Annotated in this window: 15 protein-coding genes; 13 read left to right on the top strand and 2 right to left on the bottom strand. The window is 56.3% G+C overall.

Annotated elements, in window-relative coordinates:
• Positions 1 to 7 precede the first annotated feature (7 nt).
• Genes ACM6IK_RS09645 through ACM6IK_RS09635 form a run of 3 tightly spaced genes read left to right on the top strand, consistent with a single transcriptional unit; the run spans position 8 to position 5,980 of the window.
• Positions 8 to 2,527, top strand: coding sequence for an efflux RND transporter permease subunit (locus ACM6IK_RS09645; protein WP_414874117.1), 2,520 nt, complete (start codon positions 8 to 10; stop codon positions 2,525 to 2,527).
• Between the two features lie 6 nt (positions 2,528 to 2,533).
• Positions 2,534 to 4,312, top strand: a complete 1,779-nt coding sequence (locus ACM6IK_RS09640) for an acyl-CoA dehydrogenase C-terminal domain-containing protein (RefSeq protein ID WP_414874116.1) — start codon at positions 2,534 to 2,536, stop codon at positions 4,310 to 4,312.
• Positions 4,313 to 4,336: 24 nt separating this feature from the next.
• Complete coding sequence (locus tag ACM6IK_RS09635; protein ID WP_414874115.1) at positions 4,337 to 5,980, top strand: fatty acid--CoA ligase; 1,644 nt, start codon at positions 4,337 to 4,339, stop codon at positions 5,978 to 5,980.
• A gap of 271 nt (positions 5,981 to 6,251) precedes the next feature.
• Here the strand turns inward: ACM6IK_RS09635 and ACM6IK_RS09630 are convergent, their stop codons facing one another.
• Positions 6,252 to 7,049 (bottom strand): acyl-CoA thioesterase, encoded by a 798-nt coding sequence (locus ACM6IK_RS09630; protein WP_414874114.1) that lies wholly within the window; start codon positions 7,047 to 7,049, stop codon positions 6,252 to 6,254.
• 224 nt (positions 7,050 to 7,273) lie between these two features.
• On the opposite strand from ACM6IK_RS09630, the gene ACM6IK_RS09625 reads away from it, so the two are divergent.
• The 9 genes from ACM6IK_RS09625 (at position 7,274) to ACM6IK_RS09585 (ending at position 15,767) form a co-directional block, all read left to right on the top strand.
• Complete coding sequence (locus tag ACM6IK_RS09625; protein WP_414874113.1) at positions 7,274 to 7,846, top strand: acyl-homoserine-lactone synthase; 573 nt, start codon at positions 7,274 to 7,276, stop codon at positions 7,844 to 7,846.
• 230 nt (positions 7,847 to 8,076) lie between these two features.
• Positions 8,077 to 9,339 carry a beta-ketoacyl-ACP synthase II gene (fabF, locus tag ACM6IK_RS09620; protein WP_414874112.1) on the top strand — a complete coding sequence of 421 codons (1,263 nt, stop codon included), beginning with the start codon at positions 8,077 to 8,079 and terminating at the stop codon, positions 9,337 to 9,339.
• Positions 9,340 to 10,040: 701 nt separating this feature from the next.
• Entirely contained in the window at positions 10,041 to 10,730 is a 690-nt protein-coding gene (locus tag ACM6IK_RS09615) for a flavin reductase family protein (RefSeq protein ID WP_414874111.1), read from the top strand.
• Complete coding sequence (locus ACM6IK_RS09610) at positions 10,730 to 10,984, top strand: hypothetical protein (protein ID WP_414874110.1); 255 nt, start codon at positions 10,730 to 10,732, stop codon at positions 10,982 to 10,984. The genes ACM6IK_RS09615 and ACM6IK_RS09610 overlap by 1 nt, the downstream gene beginning before the upstream one ends.
• Positions 10,985 to 11,015: 31 nt before the next feature.
• Entirely contained in the window at positions 11,016 to 12,272 is a 1,257-nt protein-coding gene (locus ACM6IK_RS09605) for a beta-ketoacyl-[acyl-carrier-protein] synthase family protein (RefSeq protein ID WP_414874109.1), read from the top strand.
• A gap of 1 nt (position 12,273) precedes the next feature.
• A complete protein-coding gene (locus ACM6IK_RS09600) occupies positions 12,274 to 13,068 on the top strand; it encodes a MaoC/PaaZ C-terminal domain-containing protein (protein WP_414874108.1) in 795 nt (264 codons plus the stop codon).
• Complete coding sequence (locus tag ACM6IK_RS09595) at positions 13,065 to 13,799, top strand: SDR family NAD(P)-dependent oxidoreductase (RefSeq protein ID WP_414874107.1); 735 nt, start codon at positions 13,065 to 13,067, stop codon at positions 13,797 to 13,799. Before ACM6IK_RS09600 ends, ACM6IK_RS09595 begins: the two co-directional genes overlap by 4 nt.
• A 72-nt stretch (positions 13,800 to 13,871) precedes the next feature.
• Positions 13,872 to 14,786: a hypothetical protein gene (locus ACM6IK_RS09590; protein WP_414874106.1), complete on the top strand. Its 915-nt coding sequence runs from the start codon at positions 13,872 to 13,874 to the stop codon at positions 14,784 to 14,786.
• 63 nt (positions 14,787 to 14,849) lie between these two features.
• The gene (locus ACM6IK_RS09585) at positions 14,850 to 15,767 is read left to right on the top strand and encodes a metal-dependent hydrolase (RefSeq protein ID WP_414874105.1); all 918 of its coding nucleotides are present in this window, start codon (positions 14,850 to 14,852) and stop codon (positions 15,765 to 15,767) included.
• A 72-nt stretch (positions 15,768 to 15,839) separates the two neighbouring features.
• Here the strand turns inward: ACM6IK_RS09585 and ACM6IK_RS09580 are convergent, their stop codons facing one another.
• The gene (locus ACM6IK_RS09580; RefSeq protein WP_414874104.1) at positions 15,840 to 16,559 is read right to left on the bottom strand and encodes a helix-turn-helix transcriptional regulator; all 720 of its coding nucleotides are present in this window, start codon (positions 16,557 to 16,559) and stop codon (positions 15,840 to 15,842) included.
• Between the two features lie 640 nt (positions 16,560 to 17,199).
• Between ACM6IK_RS09580 and ACM6IK_RS09575 the strand changes: the two genes are divergently transcribed.
• A complete protein-coding gene (locus tag ACM6IK_RS09575) occupies positions 17,200 to 17,544 on the top strand; it encodes a potassium channel family protein (RefSeq protein ID WP_414874312.1) in 345 nt (114 codons plus the stop codon).
• The last annotated feature ends 65 nt before the right edge of the window (positions 17,545 to 17,609 follow it).

Genomic DNA, 17,609 nt, shown 5'->3' with positions numbered 1-17,609 from the left:
CCCAGACATGGGCAATATCAAACAAGACGCCATGCCGGTGATCCGCGAACTGCGGGATTTCGACCAGCGCTCCGGCAACCTCCTCGAACGGCTGGTATTCAACTACCGCCCGCTGTTCATGCTGATGATGGCGCTCGCCACCGTGGTGCTGGGCTACATGGCCGTGACGCGTCTGGAGCTGCGTCCCAGCTTCGAAAAAATGATTCCGCAGAGCCAGCCGTACATCCAGAATTTCCTGGAAAACCGCCAGTCGCTGCGTGGTTTGGGCAACTCGGTGCGGGTGGTGGTCGAGAACACCCAGGGCGATATTTTCGACCCCGAATACCTCGACGTGCTCAAGCAGGTCAACGACCAGTTGTTCCTCACCGAAGGCGTCGACCGCGCTTGGATGAAGTCGCTGTGGAGCCCGGCGGTGCGCTGGACCGAAGTCACCGAGGACGGTTTCCAGGGTGGCCCGGTGATGCCCGACACCTATTCGGGTCAGCCGGAACAGATCGAACAACTGCGCCAGAACATCTCCCGCGCCGGTCTGGTGGGCAGCCTGGTGGCCAGCGATTTCAAGTCGACCATGCTGATCGTGCCGCTGCTGGACAAAGCCGCGGCCGGTGGCCAACGCATCAACTACCACGCCTTCTCGCAGATGCTCGAAGAGCAGTTGCGCGACAAAATCGAATACGCCGGCGACAGCGCTGCGCGTAAATCCGGGGTCGAAGGCATCGGCCATTACAAGGTCCGGGTGATCGGCTTCGCCAAACTCATGGGCGACCTGATCGACGGCCTGATCCAGGTGATGATGTTCTTCGGTCTGGCCGTGGTCACGTCGCTGATCATCATCTACGGCTACACCCGTTGCGTGCGCAGCACCCTGCTGGTGGTCGGCTGCTCGCTGATCGCGGTGGTCTGGCAACTGGGCATCGTTGCCTGGCTCGGTTATGCCATCGATCCGTACTCGGTGCTGGTGCCATTCCTGATCTTCGCCATCGGCGTGTCCCATGCCGCGCAGAAGATGAACGGCATCATGCAGGACATCGCCCGTGGCACCCACAAGCTGATCGCCGCGCGCTACACCTTTCGCCGCCTGTTCATTGCCGGGGTCACCGCGCTGCTGGCCGATGCCGTGGGCTTCGCCGTGTTGATGCTGATCGACATCCCGGTGATCCAGGACCTGGCGATCACCGCCAGCATCGGTGTCGCGGTGCTGATCTTCACCTCGCTGCTGCTGATGCCGGTGGCGCTGTCCTATGTCGGTGTGGGCGCGAAAGCCGCCGAGCGTGCGCTGAAAATCGACAACCGCGCCGAGAAGCACAAAGGCTTCGGCAAACTCTGGGACGCGCTCGATCGTTTCACCACTGCCAAGTGGGCCACCGGTGCCGTGCTGGTCGCCATCTTGATGGGCATTGGCGGCTACGTGGTCAGCCTGAACCTGAAGATCGGCGACCTGGAAAGCGGGGCGCCGGAGCTGCGCGCCGACTCGCGCTACAACCGCGACAACGCCTACATCACCCAGCATTACGCGCTGTCCAGCGACCTGTTCGCGGTGATGATCAAGACCGCCCCGGAAGGCTGCCTGAACTACAAGACCCTGGTCCTCGCCGACCGCCTGGCCTGGGAGCTGCAACAGTACCCGGGGGTGCAGGCCACGGCTTCGCTGGTCAACGCCGTACGGCAGATCACCGCTGGCACCTACGAAGGCAACCCCAAGCTCAACAGCATCCAGCGCAACCAGGACGTGCTCAACTACGCCGCTCAGCAAGCCTCGGTCAACTCGCCGGAGCTGTTCAACACCGATTGTTCGCTGATGCCGGTGATCACCTTCCTCAAGGATCACAAGGCTGAAACCCTGGATGCCGTGGTGGCGATTGCCGACCAGTTCGCCAAGGAAAACAGCACCCCTGATCGTCAGTTCCTGCTCGCCGCCGGCACTGCCGGGATCGAGGCCGCGACCAACATCGTGGTGCGCGAAGCCAACCGCACCATGCTGCTCTACGTGTATGCGGCAGTGACGCTGTTCTGCCTGATCACCTTCCGCAGCTGGCGCGCCACGCTGGTGGCGCTGTTGCCGTTGGTGCTGACTTCGATCCTCTGCGAAGCCTTGATGGTGGCCATGGGCATCGGCGTGAAAGTCGCGACCCTGCCGGTGATCGCCCTCGGCGTGGGTATCGGCGTGGATTACGCCTTGTACCTGCTCAGCGTGCAACTGCACTTCCAGCGCCAGGGCCTGCCGTTGTCCGAGGCCTACCGCAACGCCGTGTCGTTCACAGGCCGCGTGGTCGGCCTGGTGGGCATCACCCTCGCGGCCGGCGTGGTGTGCTGGGTCTGGTCGCCGATCAAGTTCCAGGCCGACATGGGCATCCTGCTGACCTTCATGTTCCTGTGGAACATGCTCGGTGCGCTGATCCTGATCCCGGCCCTGTCCTGGTTCCTGCTGCGCGAACGGGCCCCTCAGCCCGGTTCTGTCGCGGCAACCGAAACCACTGAATCCACTGAACGTCCCGGCATGCCCCATGCCGTGACCACTTCCGAGTAAGCCAAGATGTCTGATTACAAAGCTCCCCTGCGCGACATGCGCTTCGTACTCAACGAGGTGTTCCAGGTGTCCCGTCTCTGGGCACAATTGCCCGGCCTGGCCGACGTGATCGATGAAGAGACCGCCGCCGCCATCCTCGAAGAGGCCGGCAAGATCAGCGGCGAAGTGATTGCGCCGCTGAACCGCGCCAGCGACGAACAGGGCTGCACCTGGAGCAATGGCGCGGTCACCGCCCCGGACGGTTTTGCCCAGGCCTATCAAGCCTTCGCAGAGGGCGGTTGGGTGGGTGTCGGCGGTGATCCGCAGTACGGCGGCATGGGCATGCCCAAGGCGATTTCGGCGCAGGTCGAAGAGATGGTCAACTCGGCCAGCCTGTCGTTCGGCCTGTACCCGATGCTGACCGCCGGTGCGTGCCTGTCGATCAAGGCTCACGCCAGCGAAGAACTGAAAGCCACCTATTTGCCGAACATGTACGCCGGCACCTGGACCGGTTCGATGTGCCTGACCGAAGCCCACGCCGGTACTGACCTGGGTCTGATCCGCACCCGCGCCGAGCCACAGGCTGACGGCAGCTACAAGGTCACTGGCAGCAAGATTTTCATCACCGGTGGCGAGCACGACCTCACCGAGAACATCATCCATCTGGTACTGGCGCGACTGCCCGATGCGCCGGCCGGCCCGAAAGGTATCTCGCTGTTCCTGGTGCCCAAGGTGCTGGTCAATGCCGACGGCTCCCTGGGTGAAAACAACGCGCTGTCCTGCGGCTCCATCGAACACAAGATGGGCATCAAGGCCTCCGCCACCTGCGTGATGAACTTCGATGGCGCCACCGGCTGGATTGTCGACGCACCGAACAAAGGCCTGGCAGCGATGTTCACCATGATGAACTACGAGCGTCTGGGTGTGGGCATCCAGGGCCTGGCGCAGGGCGAGCGTTCGTACCAGAACGCCGTCGCCTACGCCCGTGACCGCCTGCAAAGCCGCGCACCGACCGGCGCGCAGCACAAGGACAAAGCGGCCGACCCGATCATCGTGCACCCGGACGTGCGCCGCATGCTGCTGACCATGAAAGCCTTGAACGAAGGCGGCCGTGCGTTCTCCAGCTACGTGGCCCTGCAACTGGACATCGCCAAGTACAGCGACGACGCACCGACACGCCAGCGCGCGCAGGACCTGGTATCACTGCTGACCCCGGTGGCCAAGGCGTTCCTCACCGACATGGGCCTGGAAACCACCCTCCACGGCCAGCAGGTCTTCGGCGGCCACGGCTACATCCGCGAATGGGGCCAGGAGCAACTGGTGCGCGACGTGCGCATCACCCAGATCTACGAAGGCACCAACGGCATTCAGTCGCTTGACCTGGCCGGGCGCAAGATCGTCGGCAGCGGCGGGGCGCTCTACCGCTTGTTCGCCTCGGAAATCCGCAGTTTCACGGCCACTGCCTGCGCGGACCTCGGCGAGTTCACCCAGCCGTTGAACGCCGCCGTCGACACCCTCGACGAGCTGACCGCGTGGTTGCTCGACCGGGCACAAAACAACCCGAACGAAATCGGCGCGGCCTCGGTCGAGTACCTGCATGTGTTCGGCTACACCGCGTACGCCTACATGTGGGCGCGCATGGCCAAGGTCGTCATGAGCGGCGATGCCGAGGACGATTTCTACACCAGCAAACTGGCCACCGCGCGTTTCTACTTCGCCCGGTTGCTGCCGCGTATCCACTCGTTGAGCGCATCGGCCAAGGCCGGCAGCGACTGCCTCTACGAGCTGCAAGCCGATCAGTTCTGATCGAAAGGACAAGGAACCTTAATCATGATGGCGACAAAAATAATCCCGCCCGCCGACGGCGCTTATGCCTATCCCTTGCTGATCAAGCAATTGCTGCTGTCCGGCGTGCGCTACCAGCCGGGCCGGGAAATCGTCTACGCCGACAAGCTGCGTTACAGCTACCAGACCCTCAACCAGCGCATCCGCCGCCTGGCCAATGCGCTGACGGCGGCCGGGGTCAAGGCCGGTGACACCGTGGCGCTGCTCGACTGGGACAGCCACCGCTACCTGGAATGCTTCTTCGCCGTGCCGATGATCGGCGCGGTGCTGCACACGGTGAACATTCGCCTGTCGCCGGAGCAGGTGCTGTTCACCATGAACCACGCCGAGGATGACCTGGTGCTGGTGCATGACGATTTCCTGCCCCTGGTCGAGCAGATCCACGGACGGCTGGAAACCGTCACAGGCTACCTGCAACTCACCGATGACGAGGCGACCACGACCTCGCTGCCGGTGCTGGGCGAATACGAGCACCTGCTGGCCCTGGCCCCGGACCAGTACGACTTCCCCGATTTCGACGAGAACTCGGTCGCCACGCTGTTCTACACCACCGGCACCACCGGCGACCCGAAAGGCGTGTACTTCAGTCACCGGCAACTGGTGCTGCATACCCTGAATGCCGTCGGCACCCTGGGCGTCTATCAAGGTGCACCGCTGTTGCGCTCCGACGATGTGTACATGCCGATCACGCCGATGTTCCACGTACATGCCTGGGGCGTGCCCTATGTCGCGACCCTGATGGGCATCAAGCAGGTCTATCCCGGCCGCTACGAGCCCAACAGCCTGGTCCGGCTGTACCGCGAAGAGAAGGTGACGTTCTCCCACTGCGTGCCGACCATTTTGCAGATGATCCTCAATTGCGAGGAAGGCAAGGCGACCCGTTTCGACGGCTGGAAAATGCTCCTGGGCGGCAGCGCCCTGACCCTGGGCGTTGCCAGCGAAGCCAATGCCAAAGGCATGGTGGTACACGCCGGCTACGGTATGTCCGAGACCTGCCCGTTGCTGTGCCTGACGTACCTGCGCGACGAAGACCTGCAGCTATCCACCGAAGCGCAACTGCCGATCCGCATCAAGACCGGCACACCGGTGCCGATGGTCGACCTGAAAATCATCGACGCCGACGGCAACGACGTGGCCCATGACGGCGAGTCCCTGGGCGAGATCGTAGTGCGCGCGCCGTGGCTGACCCAGGGCTATCTGAAAGCCCCGGACAAAGGCGCTGAACTGTGGCACAACGGCTGGCTGCACACCGGCGACATGGCCTCGATCGACAAGCTGGGCGGCGTGGAAATCAAGGACCGCATCAAGGACGTGATCAAGACCGGTGGCGAGTGGATCAGCTCCCTGGAACTGGAAAGCCTGATCAGCGAACACCCGGGCGTTATGTCCGTGGCCGTGGTGGGCATTGCCGATGAGCAATGGGGCGAACGGCCCATGGCCATGGTCGTCTGCGAGCCAGGGCAATACCTCGACCGCAAGATTCTGGAGGTGCATTTGCAAGCCTTCGTCGACGGCGGGCGCATCAACAAATGGGCGATCCCCAAGCAGTTCAAGTTCGTCGCCGAAATCCCCAAGACCAGCGTCGGCAAGATCAACAAGAAGTTGATCCGGGAAAATGAAATGAGCTGAGTACTACATCCGAGGGCGCGGCATCGTTGAGGGATCGAGTTGCCGCGAGAGGGTCAGCCTGCGACTGCCCTCGGTGGCAGACGGACGTTGCACGGCGTTTACGCCCTCATCCATATTGGTCGCAACTCGACATTGTGCAGTATGCGGACAGGATGGAGAGGGCGGCGGTGCGGGTTCACTTTTCTGCTGCCGAAAAAGGGTCTCGCCAAGCAAGACCTTTCTTGATTTGGGGGCAGGAGAAAGACGTTAGATAAATGACAGTCATACAAGGCTAGCCGAACACCACCACGGTCTGCCGGCTGAGTGCCAACAGTTTTCCATCGGGTGTATGCAGGGTGGTCGAACAGGCACTGTAACCTTCAAGCGCATAATCGGTTGAGGCGTGCATGACACACCAGGTATTGGCTGGCAGATTGATCAGCGGTTGTGGGAACTCCACGCTCCAGGTCAGCGAGCTGCCCCGAGCCAGGGCACGGTGCTGGGAGAATACCGCTGGCGGCCAGGCATCGAGCATCGCCAGTAGCTGTGTTTCACTCAATGTTGCATCGAGGGGGGCGTCCTTCAATCGAATCCACCCGCTCGTTGACCGTGATGACGCGCCGGTGAATGGCATTCCGCCATAGCCCCAGCGGATGTCGAAATGCTGTAAGTACCGAGGAGCCACATCAGGCAACAAGGGCAAAGGCGCGCACTTCTCCAGGGCCGGCAGCCTTGGCATCGGCTCAGCCGATAACGCCAACGCAGAAGACCTGGCGGAACCAAAGCAAGTCTGCACGCAGGTGACGGTCTGTTCCGCCTGCACGGCCCGGCAATGCAGTTGAGTCACTGCACTGCCTTCGCGAAGGACTTCGGTTTCAAAGAACAGTGGTTGGTCTACCGCTACGGGGCCGACGAATGTCAACGAAAGTGACCGTAGCAAACGATCCCGCGGAACGAACTGACGCATCGCTTCGTGCGCAAGCGCCACGACGACGCCACCGAAAGCGGCTCGGCCCTGGCTCCAGCTTGCGGGAATCATCAGGGGGCGATGGGGTAGACGACTTGCATCAATTAGCGCGGAGAAGTTCATGAATCGCTCACTGTCAGTCTTTGGGGATCCAATGGTAAGTTTCCTGGCACTCGTTCGCGACTGACACAATGGATAGTTGCGTGTGTAAGGCGATCAAGAAAAGTTTATGGATGCCTGTGAATTAGCGAGTTCTCGTTGCAATGCCTGATGGCGATTTAACACATTTGATAGTTATCATTAGTGCTAAATGGCCAAATAATATTAGCTCTGAAGAGGAGGTAATAATGGCTATCGCAATTGGTTCCCGTATCGAACTTGATAACGGGCGACTTGAACAAATGCACAAGCTGCGTGCTGAAGTTTTCAAGGACCGTAAACGTTGGGATGTTTCGATCATCGCCGGCATGGAAATCGATGGTTATGATGCACTGAACCCCTATTATCTGATCCTGGAGGATGAACCTGGCTCTGAACGTTTATTCGGATGTTGGCGAATCTTGCCGACCACTGGCCCCTATATGCTCAAGGACACTTTTCCAGCGTTGTTGTACGGTGCGCAAGCCCCTCATTCAGAGCGTATATGGGAATTGAGCCGTTTTGCTATCTTGCCGCGGGAAAAGTCCCCGCAATGTCTGTCGCTTGATTCAATTCTGGCAATTAAGGCCCTGATTCATTTTGCCATTGAACGGGGCGTCGATCAGTTTGTAACGGTGACCACACTTGGCGTGGAAAAGTTGCTCCGGCGAAAAGGGCTCGATATCAGCCGTTTTGGCCCGGCCATGCGCATTGGTGTCGAGAATGCCATTGCGCTGCGTATAGAACTCAACGACACCACTCGTGCATCCCTGGCCATGTGAAAAAAGCGACGGTGGGCACTCGGAAGCGGTGAGAAAATTGATAGTTCTACGGTGAAAGTCCGTGCCTGGACCATGATCGACTATCAGTTCTGATAGTCGATCTGCTCACAGGTTGACCTGCCGCAGGTGCCTCTATCAAATGTTCTATTTGGTTTCAGCCTCCACGACCATCGGCTCAATGGACGGAAGATTCACTGCTTGCCAAATATCGAAACAGAGGAATCAACGCGATGACAAAACGAATTGTAATTACTGGAATGGGGGCGGTGTCCCCGTTGGGTGTTGGCGTTGAACACAGCTGGAAGCGTCTGTTAGAGGGCAAGTCTGGCGTGCGCAAGATCGAGCGAATAGGCGATCTGCCGGTTGAAATTGCGGGCACTGTCCCGGACATTGGTGCCGACCCTGAAGCCGGTTTCGATGCCAGCGTCTTCGTGAATCCCAAAGAAGCCAGGCGCATGGATCGCTTCATCATTTTTGCCCTGGCTGCCGCCAGTGAGGCGATCCGGCAATCAGGCTGGACTCCATCAACGGATGAAGAAAAGGCACGCACAGCGACTGTCATCGCTTCGGGCATTGGGGGGTTGAATTACATTCGTGACGCGGTGAATTCGATCAACGAAAGTGGCGTGCGCCGTGTTTCGCCTTTTACCGTCCCCGGTTTTCTGGTGAACATGGCGTCCGGTCAGGTTTCGATCAAATACGGTTTCAGAGGGCCGCTGGGAGCGCCTGCGACGGCTTGCGCCGCTGGCGTGCAGGCCATTGGCGATGCCGTGCGAATGATCCAGAACGATGAAGCCGATATTGCCATTTGTGGTGGCAGCGAGGCGTGCATCAATGAGGTCAGCATCGGTGGGTTTGTCGCGGCCAAGGCAATGGCGACCAGCTTCAATGACCGCCCGGAAGAGGCCTCCCGTCCTTTCGATGCGGATCGCGACGGCTTCATTATTGCGGAAGGGGCCGGGTTGATGGTCATCGAAACCCTGGAACATGCTTTGGCTCGCGGTGCCAAACCTATCGCCGAGATTGTCGGTTATGGCACCAGCGCCGACGCCTATCATGTTACGGCGTCTCCTGAGGACGGCGCAGGCGCTCAGCGTTGCATGCGGGCCGCCCTGAAGAAAGCAGGCGTTGAACCGGGCGCAGTGAAGTACATCAACGCGCATTCCACTTCGACGATGGTCGGTGACAAAGGCGAGCTGGCGGCAGTCAAGGCAGTATTTGGCCCGAAGAATGTCGCGGTGTCTTCTACCAAGTCATCTACCGGCCATCTACTGGGCGCGGCGGGAGGCCTGGCAAGCATTTTTACGGTCAAGTCGCTGGTTAACCAAGTGGCGCCATTCAACCTTAACTGCCACCGACCTGATGAAGACGCGCGGGATGTCGACCTGGTGCTTGGTGAACCGCGCGCAATGGATATGGATTACGCACTGTGCAACGGCTTCGGCTTTGGTGGGGTCAATGCCAGTTTGCTGCTTAAGGCGTGGCGCGACTGACACCTGCTACATCGTTCGATGTTTATCTTCAGTCCTGTCGCACGAGTGACAGGCAGGGTGGTATCGAACTGTTCTAACCGTCACTGCCGGGTTCGCTCGGCAGTGACCTTCTGAGACAACGCAGAGCTGCGATCTGTCGTCTGGCTGGTTCAAGCCGATTTCCGTCATGCCTACTCGGCCCTCCCCAAGAAAGCAGAGGCTCCCAGCCTCGGCATCCAGTGGTTTGGTCCGCAGATTCAGCGAACACATCGTTCAGCCTGGATCAGCACCCATCCGCGTCATTGCATCCCCGATCAACTCATGCACCTGCACCCTTACCGGGCCCGTTCGTAGAGTCAGGTATGACAACAGCGACCTGCTTGTTATGAGTGGGCGCGACAGTGACGACTGCAGGCCATCTCCTTTTATTTATTGTCCTTGATTTAATAGTTAAAGCACGGGTGTGGTGTTGTTGCTTTTACGTTGATGGTGTTTTATCGACTAGTAGTTGTGCCAGTCGGTGGTTGCTGTCAGGTGTGTCTGAGTGTTTTTTGTCAGATTGAACTTACCGCGCTGTCATTGTATGCGCCTGGTCAGGGTTCTTCTGTTTTATGAGGGCTTCGGTTGTCCCTGTTAGTTGAGATAGTCAGTGCGGGGTGTGCTTGACTCGGAAAAATTCAACTGTAAACATTGGTTGGATATATGAGGAGTGAAGTTAAGAAATGAAATACGATCCGCAAGAAGATAATTGCCCTCTACCACACTCGCCGTTCAGAAGTTGTGTCGTGCCCCGTCCCATCGCCTGGATATCCAGCGTCGATGAGAGTGGCAATGAAAACCTGGCGCCTTTCAGTCAGTGCGGCATTCTTACATTTGATCCGCCTATGGTCATGTTTGCGGCTAACCATTATCCGACAGGTCAACGAAAAGATTCGGCCGTTAATGCAGAAAAGACCGGCTGGTTTGTCTGGAATATGGCAACCGAGGCGCTCAAGGACGCGGTAAATATCTCCGCAATGATTGTCCCTTCCGATCAGAGTGAGTTCGAGCTGGCAGGCCTCGAGAAAGTGAAGGCCGATCTTTCCGATGTGCCGATGGTGAAAGACAGCCCGTGCCACCTTGAGTGCCGTTATGTTTCAACTACGGTAGTCAAAGGTAAAAGTGAACTGGGAACAGTGGACCTGATCATCGGTGAGGTGATTCGTGTACATATTAATGATGACTACATAAAGCCTGATGGCTGTGTCGATATTCAGAAAGTTCGGCCCATTGGTCGAATGGGCTATCTCGATTATTCAGTGATCGATAATACATTCTCCATGGAAGTGCCGATGACTGATGAAATCCGCGCGATCATGAGTGAAATCATGGCCGGCAGTGCCAATAAACCTCAAGCAGTAGGAGTGGAATAATGAGCGTAAGTACCGTGATTAATAATGTGATTGGCGAACTGACTGATTTTGATGTTTCGACCATCACCGACGAAACCCTGATCAGCGATATCTATTTGGTCAGCCTTGATTACGTAAGTATTCAGGTTGCCCTGAAGAAAGAGTTGGGCATCGCCATCGATGTCAATAAGTTGCCTGAGGCGAAGCTCAGCACGATGGGCGATTTTTATGCCTTCTGCCGAAGCGAGCAGGCCCGGTCCAGTACGCCGGCATAACCATGCAAACACAGCTAGGGAGAGGCGTGCAGTGCAAACCAAGAAACGGGTAGTTGTCACGGGGTTCGGTTCCGTCTGTGCTTTGGGTCGGAGCACGGAAGAGATCTGGGGGGCGATAAAAGACTATCAAATGGGCTACGCCCTGCATCCGATGCAAGATGAGTCGGTTACAGCCAGGTTTTTCGGAAAAATCGATTTTCCGATAGAGCTCAAAGCGGTGCCCAAGCGCATCGCCAAGAATCTTCCGCGCTTTGCGCGCATTGGTATGTCCGCATCGGAGCAGGCATTGCGCATGGCCTTCGGCGATGACCCGGTCGCCGAGATGGACAAGCACTATTCACCCTTCGACCGTGGCGTCGTGCTGGGGACAGGGTGGGGGGGCGTCGACTCGACCATCGACAACAACGATATGTATGTCGAGTCGGGTCTCGCTTCACCGCTTAGCACCATTTTTTCCATGCATAGCGTATGGACCGGGTCGGCTTCAATGGCCTGGAACCTCAGGGGTTACCAGAACACGTTGGTCGCGGCCTGCGCCACAGGAAACATTGCTATCGGTGATGCCTGCGAAGTTATCCGTAGTGGTCGGGCCAAATGCATGCTTGCAGGCGGCAGTGAGAGCATCACCGGAGCCTACAACGTATGGTCGGTGGATATCCTCGGTGCCCTGAGCAAGGAACAGGAGAATCCAGCGAAGGCTTGCTGTCCATTCAGTCGGGACCGTAGTGGCTTTGTGTTGTCAGAAGGCAGCGCCGTACTGGTTCTGGAAGACCTGGATGAGGCACTCAAGCGAGGCGCTACGATCTATGCCGAGATCGGCGGCTACGCCAACTATTCGGATGCCTACGACATTACTGCCCCGGCCGAGGACTTGTTGGGGCGAGCGATGTCGATGGAAAAGGCGATCGAAGACGCAGGTCTCAATACATGGGATATCGACTACATCAATGCGCACGGGACCTCGACTCAGCTCAATGATCTGAACGAGACCAATACCATCAAGAAAGTTTTTGGTGAGCGTGCCCATACGGTGCCGATTTCCAGTACGAAGTCCTATACCGGCCATCTCATCGCCGCGGCGGGTGCCATTGAAACAGTTTTTTGTATCAAGACCATCCTGACCGGAATGGCGCCGGCAACGATCAATCTGGAGCGTTCCGATCCACTTTGCGACCTTGACTACATCCCTAACGAGCATCGATATCTGGGGGTTGTCGACAACGTACTGAACATCAACTACGGATTCGGCGGGGCAAATAGTTGCCTGGTAATCAGAAGGTATTCGTGAAATGCGTCGAAACTTTAATCATGAAGACCTGGAGAGATGGGCACAGTTTTCCGGCGATCGTAACCCGGTGCATTTTGATGCGGACTTCGCCATAAAAAATGGCCATTCCGGGCGCATTGTCCATGGAATGCTGGCCATGTTGCCGCTAAAAAATCAACTGGTGTTGGAAGCCCCCATTTGTGCCCAGGCCTGCGAGATAAAACTGCATCTCAAACACGCGGTGCCGATCGACCAGTTTGTCGACTACACACTCAGTCCGGTTCAGAACATTAAAGTGAGTTCTGACGGAAAGTCTCTGTATATGGGCAGTGTGAAGGCGCGGGTTGCCCCGCAAGTTGCAGCCCTGGCAGCAGCGGACGAGCGCCGCCCGATACTGGAGCGATTCAGCGTCGAAGAGCTGGATGAGAAGTACGAGCTGTTGTCGACGCTTGTTGGGACACCGGTGCATCCGAGTGTGTACTGGGACGCGATCCTGTTTTCCATTTACATCGAAGATAACCGCAAGACAGCCTTGGCCAGTGACGTTCAGCGATTTCTCGCCAGGGAAGGCATTTCCCAAGCGCGGCCTTACGTCGTTTATCAGATATCCCACGCGCTGACGCTGATGGACGGTGATGGCCCCCAGCTCCCGGGCGCGGGCTATGACTCAACTTATTACAGCGTAAAGGGTAAGGATCTGGTCAGGGTCAACGATTCTATTTTTGCCTCTGTCGTCTTTACCTTGTACACCCTCGATCGGCCTGTATTGGCGGTAGAAATGGGGTTGATAGCCAATCTGCTGGAGGAGCCGGCATGAAACGCAAATGGATTTTCGTGACGGGTGGCTCTCGGGGTATTGGCGCGCAAATCGTGCGCTCGGCCAGCCGTAACTTCGATGTTGTGTTCACCTATAAATCCAGCGTGGACGAAGCCCGGTTGCTGGCTGAGCAGTTGAATAGTGAGCCTGGCAGGCAGGTGGAGGCTGTTCACTGCGACGTGTCAGACGTCAGTCAGGTCAATGATATTGCACAGTCGCTCATTCATCGTTTTGGCCCACCTTATGCGGTCATCAACAATGCGGGTGTTGCCGAAGATCGGCTTTTTTCCAATCTGGATGAACAGGTCCTTAATGCGATCTTCAGTCAAAATGTCTTTTCTGCATTTTCGGTTTCCCGGGCTTTTATTGGGTCGATGATGGGGGAGTCAGGGACATGCATTATCAACGTCAGTTCGGTTTCAGGGGTTAAGGGCAATATCGGCCAAACAGCGTATTCAGCCAGTAAGGCTGCGTTGATTGGAATGACCCGCTCGCTGGCGCTTGAAATGGCTCGATTTAACATGCGCGTCAACAGTATCGCACCAGGTTATATCGAGACCGACATGACCAGGCACTTGAAAGACCATGGATCAGGATTGAAAAAAAGCATCCCGCTACGTCGTCTCGGAAGCACTGCCGAGGTGGCGTCACTGGTGGATTACCTGATGAGCGAGGGCGCGGCCTATATAACCGGTCAGACGCTCGTGATCGACGGCGGCCTGAGTTGCTGAACGTCGTTATTACCATCCAGGCAATAATTGAGTCGCTCTGTACCGAGTGACTCATTTCAAGGAGAACATTGCATGTCCGGAATCAGCACTATCGTTAACTTTGGCTGCCTTTCCGATGAGCAAAGGTGGGATGCACAGCGCTATGACTGGAACTGGCTGACGGAACTGGATGAGCACGATCGGGATATTGTGAACTTACTCGATTGTTTGTCTGATGGAGAGTTTTCCGGCCAAGCATCAGCGGTGCAGTTTCATGACCTGCTGCTCACGGAAGTCCGTGAAGGCTACCCAAAGGATCTTGCCAATGACTGGGGGCAGATTCTTGCGTATGTCAACATCATTGCCTACGAGGAAATGCGTCATGGCATCGCACTGGCGACTGCCTATCACTATGTTTCAACAGGTGAGTTAGGGTATGTGGACAAACTGTCAGTCCGTGAATATTCAGAGAAATACATCTGGTGCTACGAAGATAGAAAGTATTGGGATCTTTACAGCTACACCTTCGCCCATTTGTTCGGTGAGGTGGTCAACACTGAGTTGTACCGGGATGTACGCAGTCAAGTGCACCACCCGGCTCTCCAGGCCCTAATCACCAATATCATGAAAGACGAGGCACGGCACACTCAGGCGTGGGCTGCGGTGATCGAGGAAATGGTCAAGTCCGATCCCGCTCATCTTGAGCGTTCGCTAGCCGTGATTGATATCGGTTTGACATACCACAATGCAATGGTCCATGAAACCTACTTTGAAGGGCAAAACAAACTGATGCAGTTGTTCCTGCCGGCCAAGCGCGGAGAGGGTGCTGTCGATCGTATTGTGCGCAAGAAAACACAATTGATGGAGCAGATATTCGGTGACAGAAACCCTTATACCCAGGAACAGATGCGTGCCCAGCATGTTTCTTTCCTGGTCAAAGGGTTGGGGCAGACCCGAGCGGTTCATTCGCCGGAAAGCGAAGACGGGATTCTGTTTCTTCAGAACTGACAGTGTCGGGGGGCGCTCTACCTAGGGTGAGCGCCGTTTCGCGATAGGCAGCCAGGACGCCGCATGAAAATTAGAAGAATTCCATTTGATATCAAGCAAGCCATGAAAATCGGTGCGGATTTCGATTTTCGCTGGGCTTACGACGATCAGACTTCACTCGTGGGGCTGGGGTATTCCTTTTACCTGGAATACATTGAATATTTTTGTAATTTCGTCAGCAAGCATTCGCGGGGGTTGATTGCCGATGAGGGGTTGTTGGACCTTGAACATACGTTCCTGGTCCAGGAGATGCACCATGCCAAGGCGCATAAGCACCTGAATTCGTTTCTCTGTCCGGGCAGTGTGTACAAAGATCAATTACACCCCAGGGTGTATCCCTATCTTCATGAGTTTCATGTGAAGAACTACGAGCCCATACTGCAAAGCGTTTCCAGGGGCGAGAGGGAAGGTATCAGGGACGCTTTACTGAAAATTGCCGTGTTTGAAAGCAAGAATTGTATTTCCAGTTTCATTTTTTTTGAGCAACTGTTCTCCGGAAAGAATTTTGCCCGGACCTGCAACATTTCAGCGAATTTGGGTGTGCTCTATTTGTTGGGCTATCACTTCACCGAAGAAATAGAACATTGCGATGTCGCCGTTGATGTTTATCGACATATCTTTCAGGAGCCGGTCTGGAATGCTGAGCGAGTCCAGTCTGAAGTCATGGACGCCAACCACTCTGAGCACGAAGCCCTCGCCGCAGCACAATACTGTGCAAAGCGCCTTGGCATTGATACAGATGCCCGGCGTTTATCCAGTTCTCCGTTCATGTCATATACCAAGGCGCGGCAGATTGAACTTATTGGCGCTGATTTTGATTTGAATAGTCAGCAGATCCTTGATCAGCGCCAATATTATGTGCGGAAATGGGACGAAGTGTGGGAACCCGCGCTCAGGGAACGACTGCTTGTAGAGATTGAAAACCGAACGTCCTGCGTGTGACCAGTACTGCTGTGTTCTAAGTTTTATTCAATACACCTGTTCAGTCGTTGCCTGCGGATTGCAGCCTGTGGTTTAAAACTCCAACACACCGGTTTGCAAGGCTTTGACAATCGCCATTCTCCTGGACCCGACATTGAATTTCGTTCTGACTTTTGAAAAGTGATAATTGATGTTGGCTTCTGAACAACTGAGAATACGCGCGATCTCCCAAGTGGTCTTGCCGAAGGCGCTCCATTTGAGTACTTCCAGCTCTCGATGTGTGAGCGCAACGGGCTCTTCGGCTTCCTCATTGCCGATCAACTTCAGGAGCGTATCAAGCGCGTAATCGCGAAGAAGGGTCAGGCTGGGAAGCGTCCGCGCCAAATGGTATTTGAGGTGACGCTCCGGGATCGCCTCGAGTCGGGCGCTCAGTATTCCCACTTGGCCGCCGGCGCCGTGTACTGGCAAGCTCACGCCTCGCATCAGGCCGTGATTTTTTGCTTCCTCCCTGAAATTCAGTTGTTGTACAGAGGTGTAAATATTGTCGAACCACACGATGGGCACCGTAGAGGTAAGGCAGTGGGCAACGACGGGATCTATCCCGGCATAATTTTCAGTGTCGTACTTCGTACGCCACGCAGCGGGATAGTCACTGAGAATGATGGCTTGATTATTATCGGTACTGCCGTTCGGTTTGACAGCAAACAGAACACCGTCACAACCCAGTGCCGTAGTATTTGACTTGAGGGCTTCGAACCAATCGCTCTTGCGCGACAAACCCGACATGATGAGAAGTTCATCCAGTGAAATCATGATCCATTCCTTTGCTGATCTAGTCGTTCTGAACAACAGTCTCGGTATTCGAAATCCTGGTAGTCGGAATCCGGTCGCGAGCCATTTAATGTTCAATGACGTGAGTCTGGCAATGTCATCGCCAGCGGCTTTCCTTTCCTCGCATAGTCACCAGGGTGGTCGTTGCGTGTTGATCCCGAGATCAGCGGGCGCCTCGATGCGCCGGAATTCTACAGTGTGGAGCGGACTCGATGCGCCGACAAATGAAAATTATTTCACTGGGTCAGGCATCGTGATATGAAAGCTACGGCCTGATGTTGGTAGTACTTGCAAGTTGAGACGGTAGTTCCAGTTTTGCGAGACGGTTCTATAAATTTTTAGTCTCACTACTGCAAAATATTGCTGTCGACGAATGTTGCTAGTGGGGGTTGTTGTTTATAACTGATATTTTGAATCGGTCGGGTCATTTTTAACATTTTCAATTGTGACGGGTGGTTTGATGAAGTTCACGATCCTGGGTAGTCGCTGCCCTTCACGGACAGTGCCCTGTTGGTCGCAACCCGACGTTGGCCTACAGTCCCCAGCGTTTATGCCAAACTGATGGGTTGTTGAAAGGCTGTGCATACCCATGCCGGCCAGGCAAACCCAGGAAGCCCGCGACATGAACTTCACCCGTGCATCAAACGTCCGCCACGAGTTCTACAAAGCCGTCTGGTTCTACTTCAAAGTGGTGTGGCCGATCTTCTCGGTACTGCTTTTAGTGATCATCGCCTTCGGCCTTATCATCGCCCAACTGGAAGGCTGGAGCCCTGATGACGGTGTCTACTTCGCCTTCGTGACGGGCCTGACCATCGGCTATGGAGAACTGGTGCCTAAACTCGGCGCCTCGCGAGTGCTGGCAGTGTTGCTGGGTTTCAATGGCGTGCTGATGACCGCGACGTTCGCGGCAATCAGTGTCCGGGCGATTGAAGTGACTGTGACGGCGGCGCGGAAGGGGGATGAGTAGGGTGTAGTCTGAACTGACCGCTTCACTTTCGAACAACGCGAACCCTGTGGGAGCGAGCTTGCTCG

Origin of the sequence: Pseudomonas sp. IT-196MI5 (assembly GCF_949767415.1) — a bacterium.
Classification (GTDB): domain Bacteria; phylum Pseudomonadota; class Gammaproteobacteria; order Pseudomonadales; family Pseudomonadaceae; genus Aquipseudomonas.
This window is presented reverse-complemented; position numbering and strand designations above follow the sequence as displayed.

Coding starts and splice junctions, on each gene's coding strand:
- ACM6IK_RS09625 (WP_414874113.1), top strand. CDS start 7,274: ATGGCTATCGCAATTGGTTCCCGTATCGAACTTGATAACGGGCGACTT.
- ACM6IK_RS09600 (WP_414874108.1), top strand. CDS start 12,274: ATGCGTCGAAACTTTAATCATGAAGACCTGGAGAGATGGGCACAGTTT.
- ACM6IK_RS09575 (WP_414874312.1), top strand. CDS start 17,200: ATGAACTTCACCCGTGCATCAAACGTCCGCCACGAGTTCTACAAAGCC.
- ACM6IK_RS09640 (WP_414874116.1), top strand. CDS start 2,534: ATGTCTGATTACAAAGCTCCCCTGCGCGACATGCGCTTCGTACTCAAC.
- ACM6IK_RS09580 (WP_414874104.1), bottom strand. CDS start 16,559: ATGATTTCACTGGATGAACTTCTCATCATGTCGGGTTTGTCGCGCAAG.
- ACM6IK_RS09590 (WP_414874106.1), top strand. CDS start 13,872: ATGTCCGGAATCAGCACTATCGTTAACTTTGGCTGCCTTTCCGATGAG.
- ACM6IK_RS09630 (WP_414874114.1), bottom strand. CDS start 7,049: ATGAACTTCTCCGCGCTAATTGATGCAAGTCGTCTACCCCATCGCCCC.
- ACM6IK_RS09585 (WP_414874105.1), top strand. CDS start 14,850: ATGAAAATTAGAAGAATTCCATTTGATATCAAGCAAGCCATGAAAATC.
- ACM6IK_RS09645 (WP_414874117.1), top strand. CDS start 8: ATGGGCAATATCAAACAAGACGCCATGCCGGTGATCCGCGAACTGCGG.
- ACM6IK_RS09635 (WP_414874115.1), top strand. CDS start 4,337: ATGATGGCGACAAAAATAATCCCGCCCGCCGACGGCGCTTATGCCTAT.
- ACM6IK_RS09595 (WP_414874107.1), top strand. CDS start 13,065: ATGAAACGCAAATGGATTTTCGTGACGGGTGGCTCTCGGGGTATTGGC.
- fabF (WP_414874112.1), top strand. CDS start 8,077: ATGACAAAACGAATTGTAATTACTGGAATGGGGGCGGTGTCCCCGTTG.
- ACM6IK_RS09610 (WP_414874110.1), top strand. CDS start 10,730: ATGAGCGTAAGTACCGTGATTAATAATGTGATTGGCGAACTGACTGAT.
- ACM6IK_RS09615 (WP_414874111.1), top strand. CDS start 10,041: ATGAAATACGATCCGCAAGAAGATAATTGCCCTCTACCACACTCGCCG.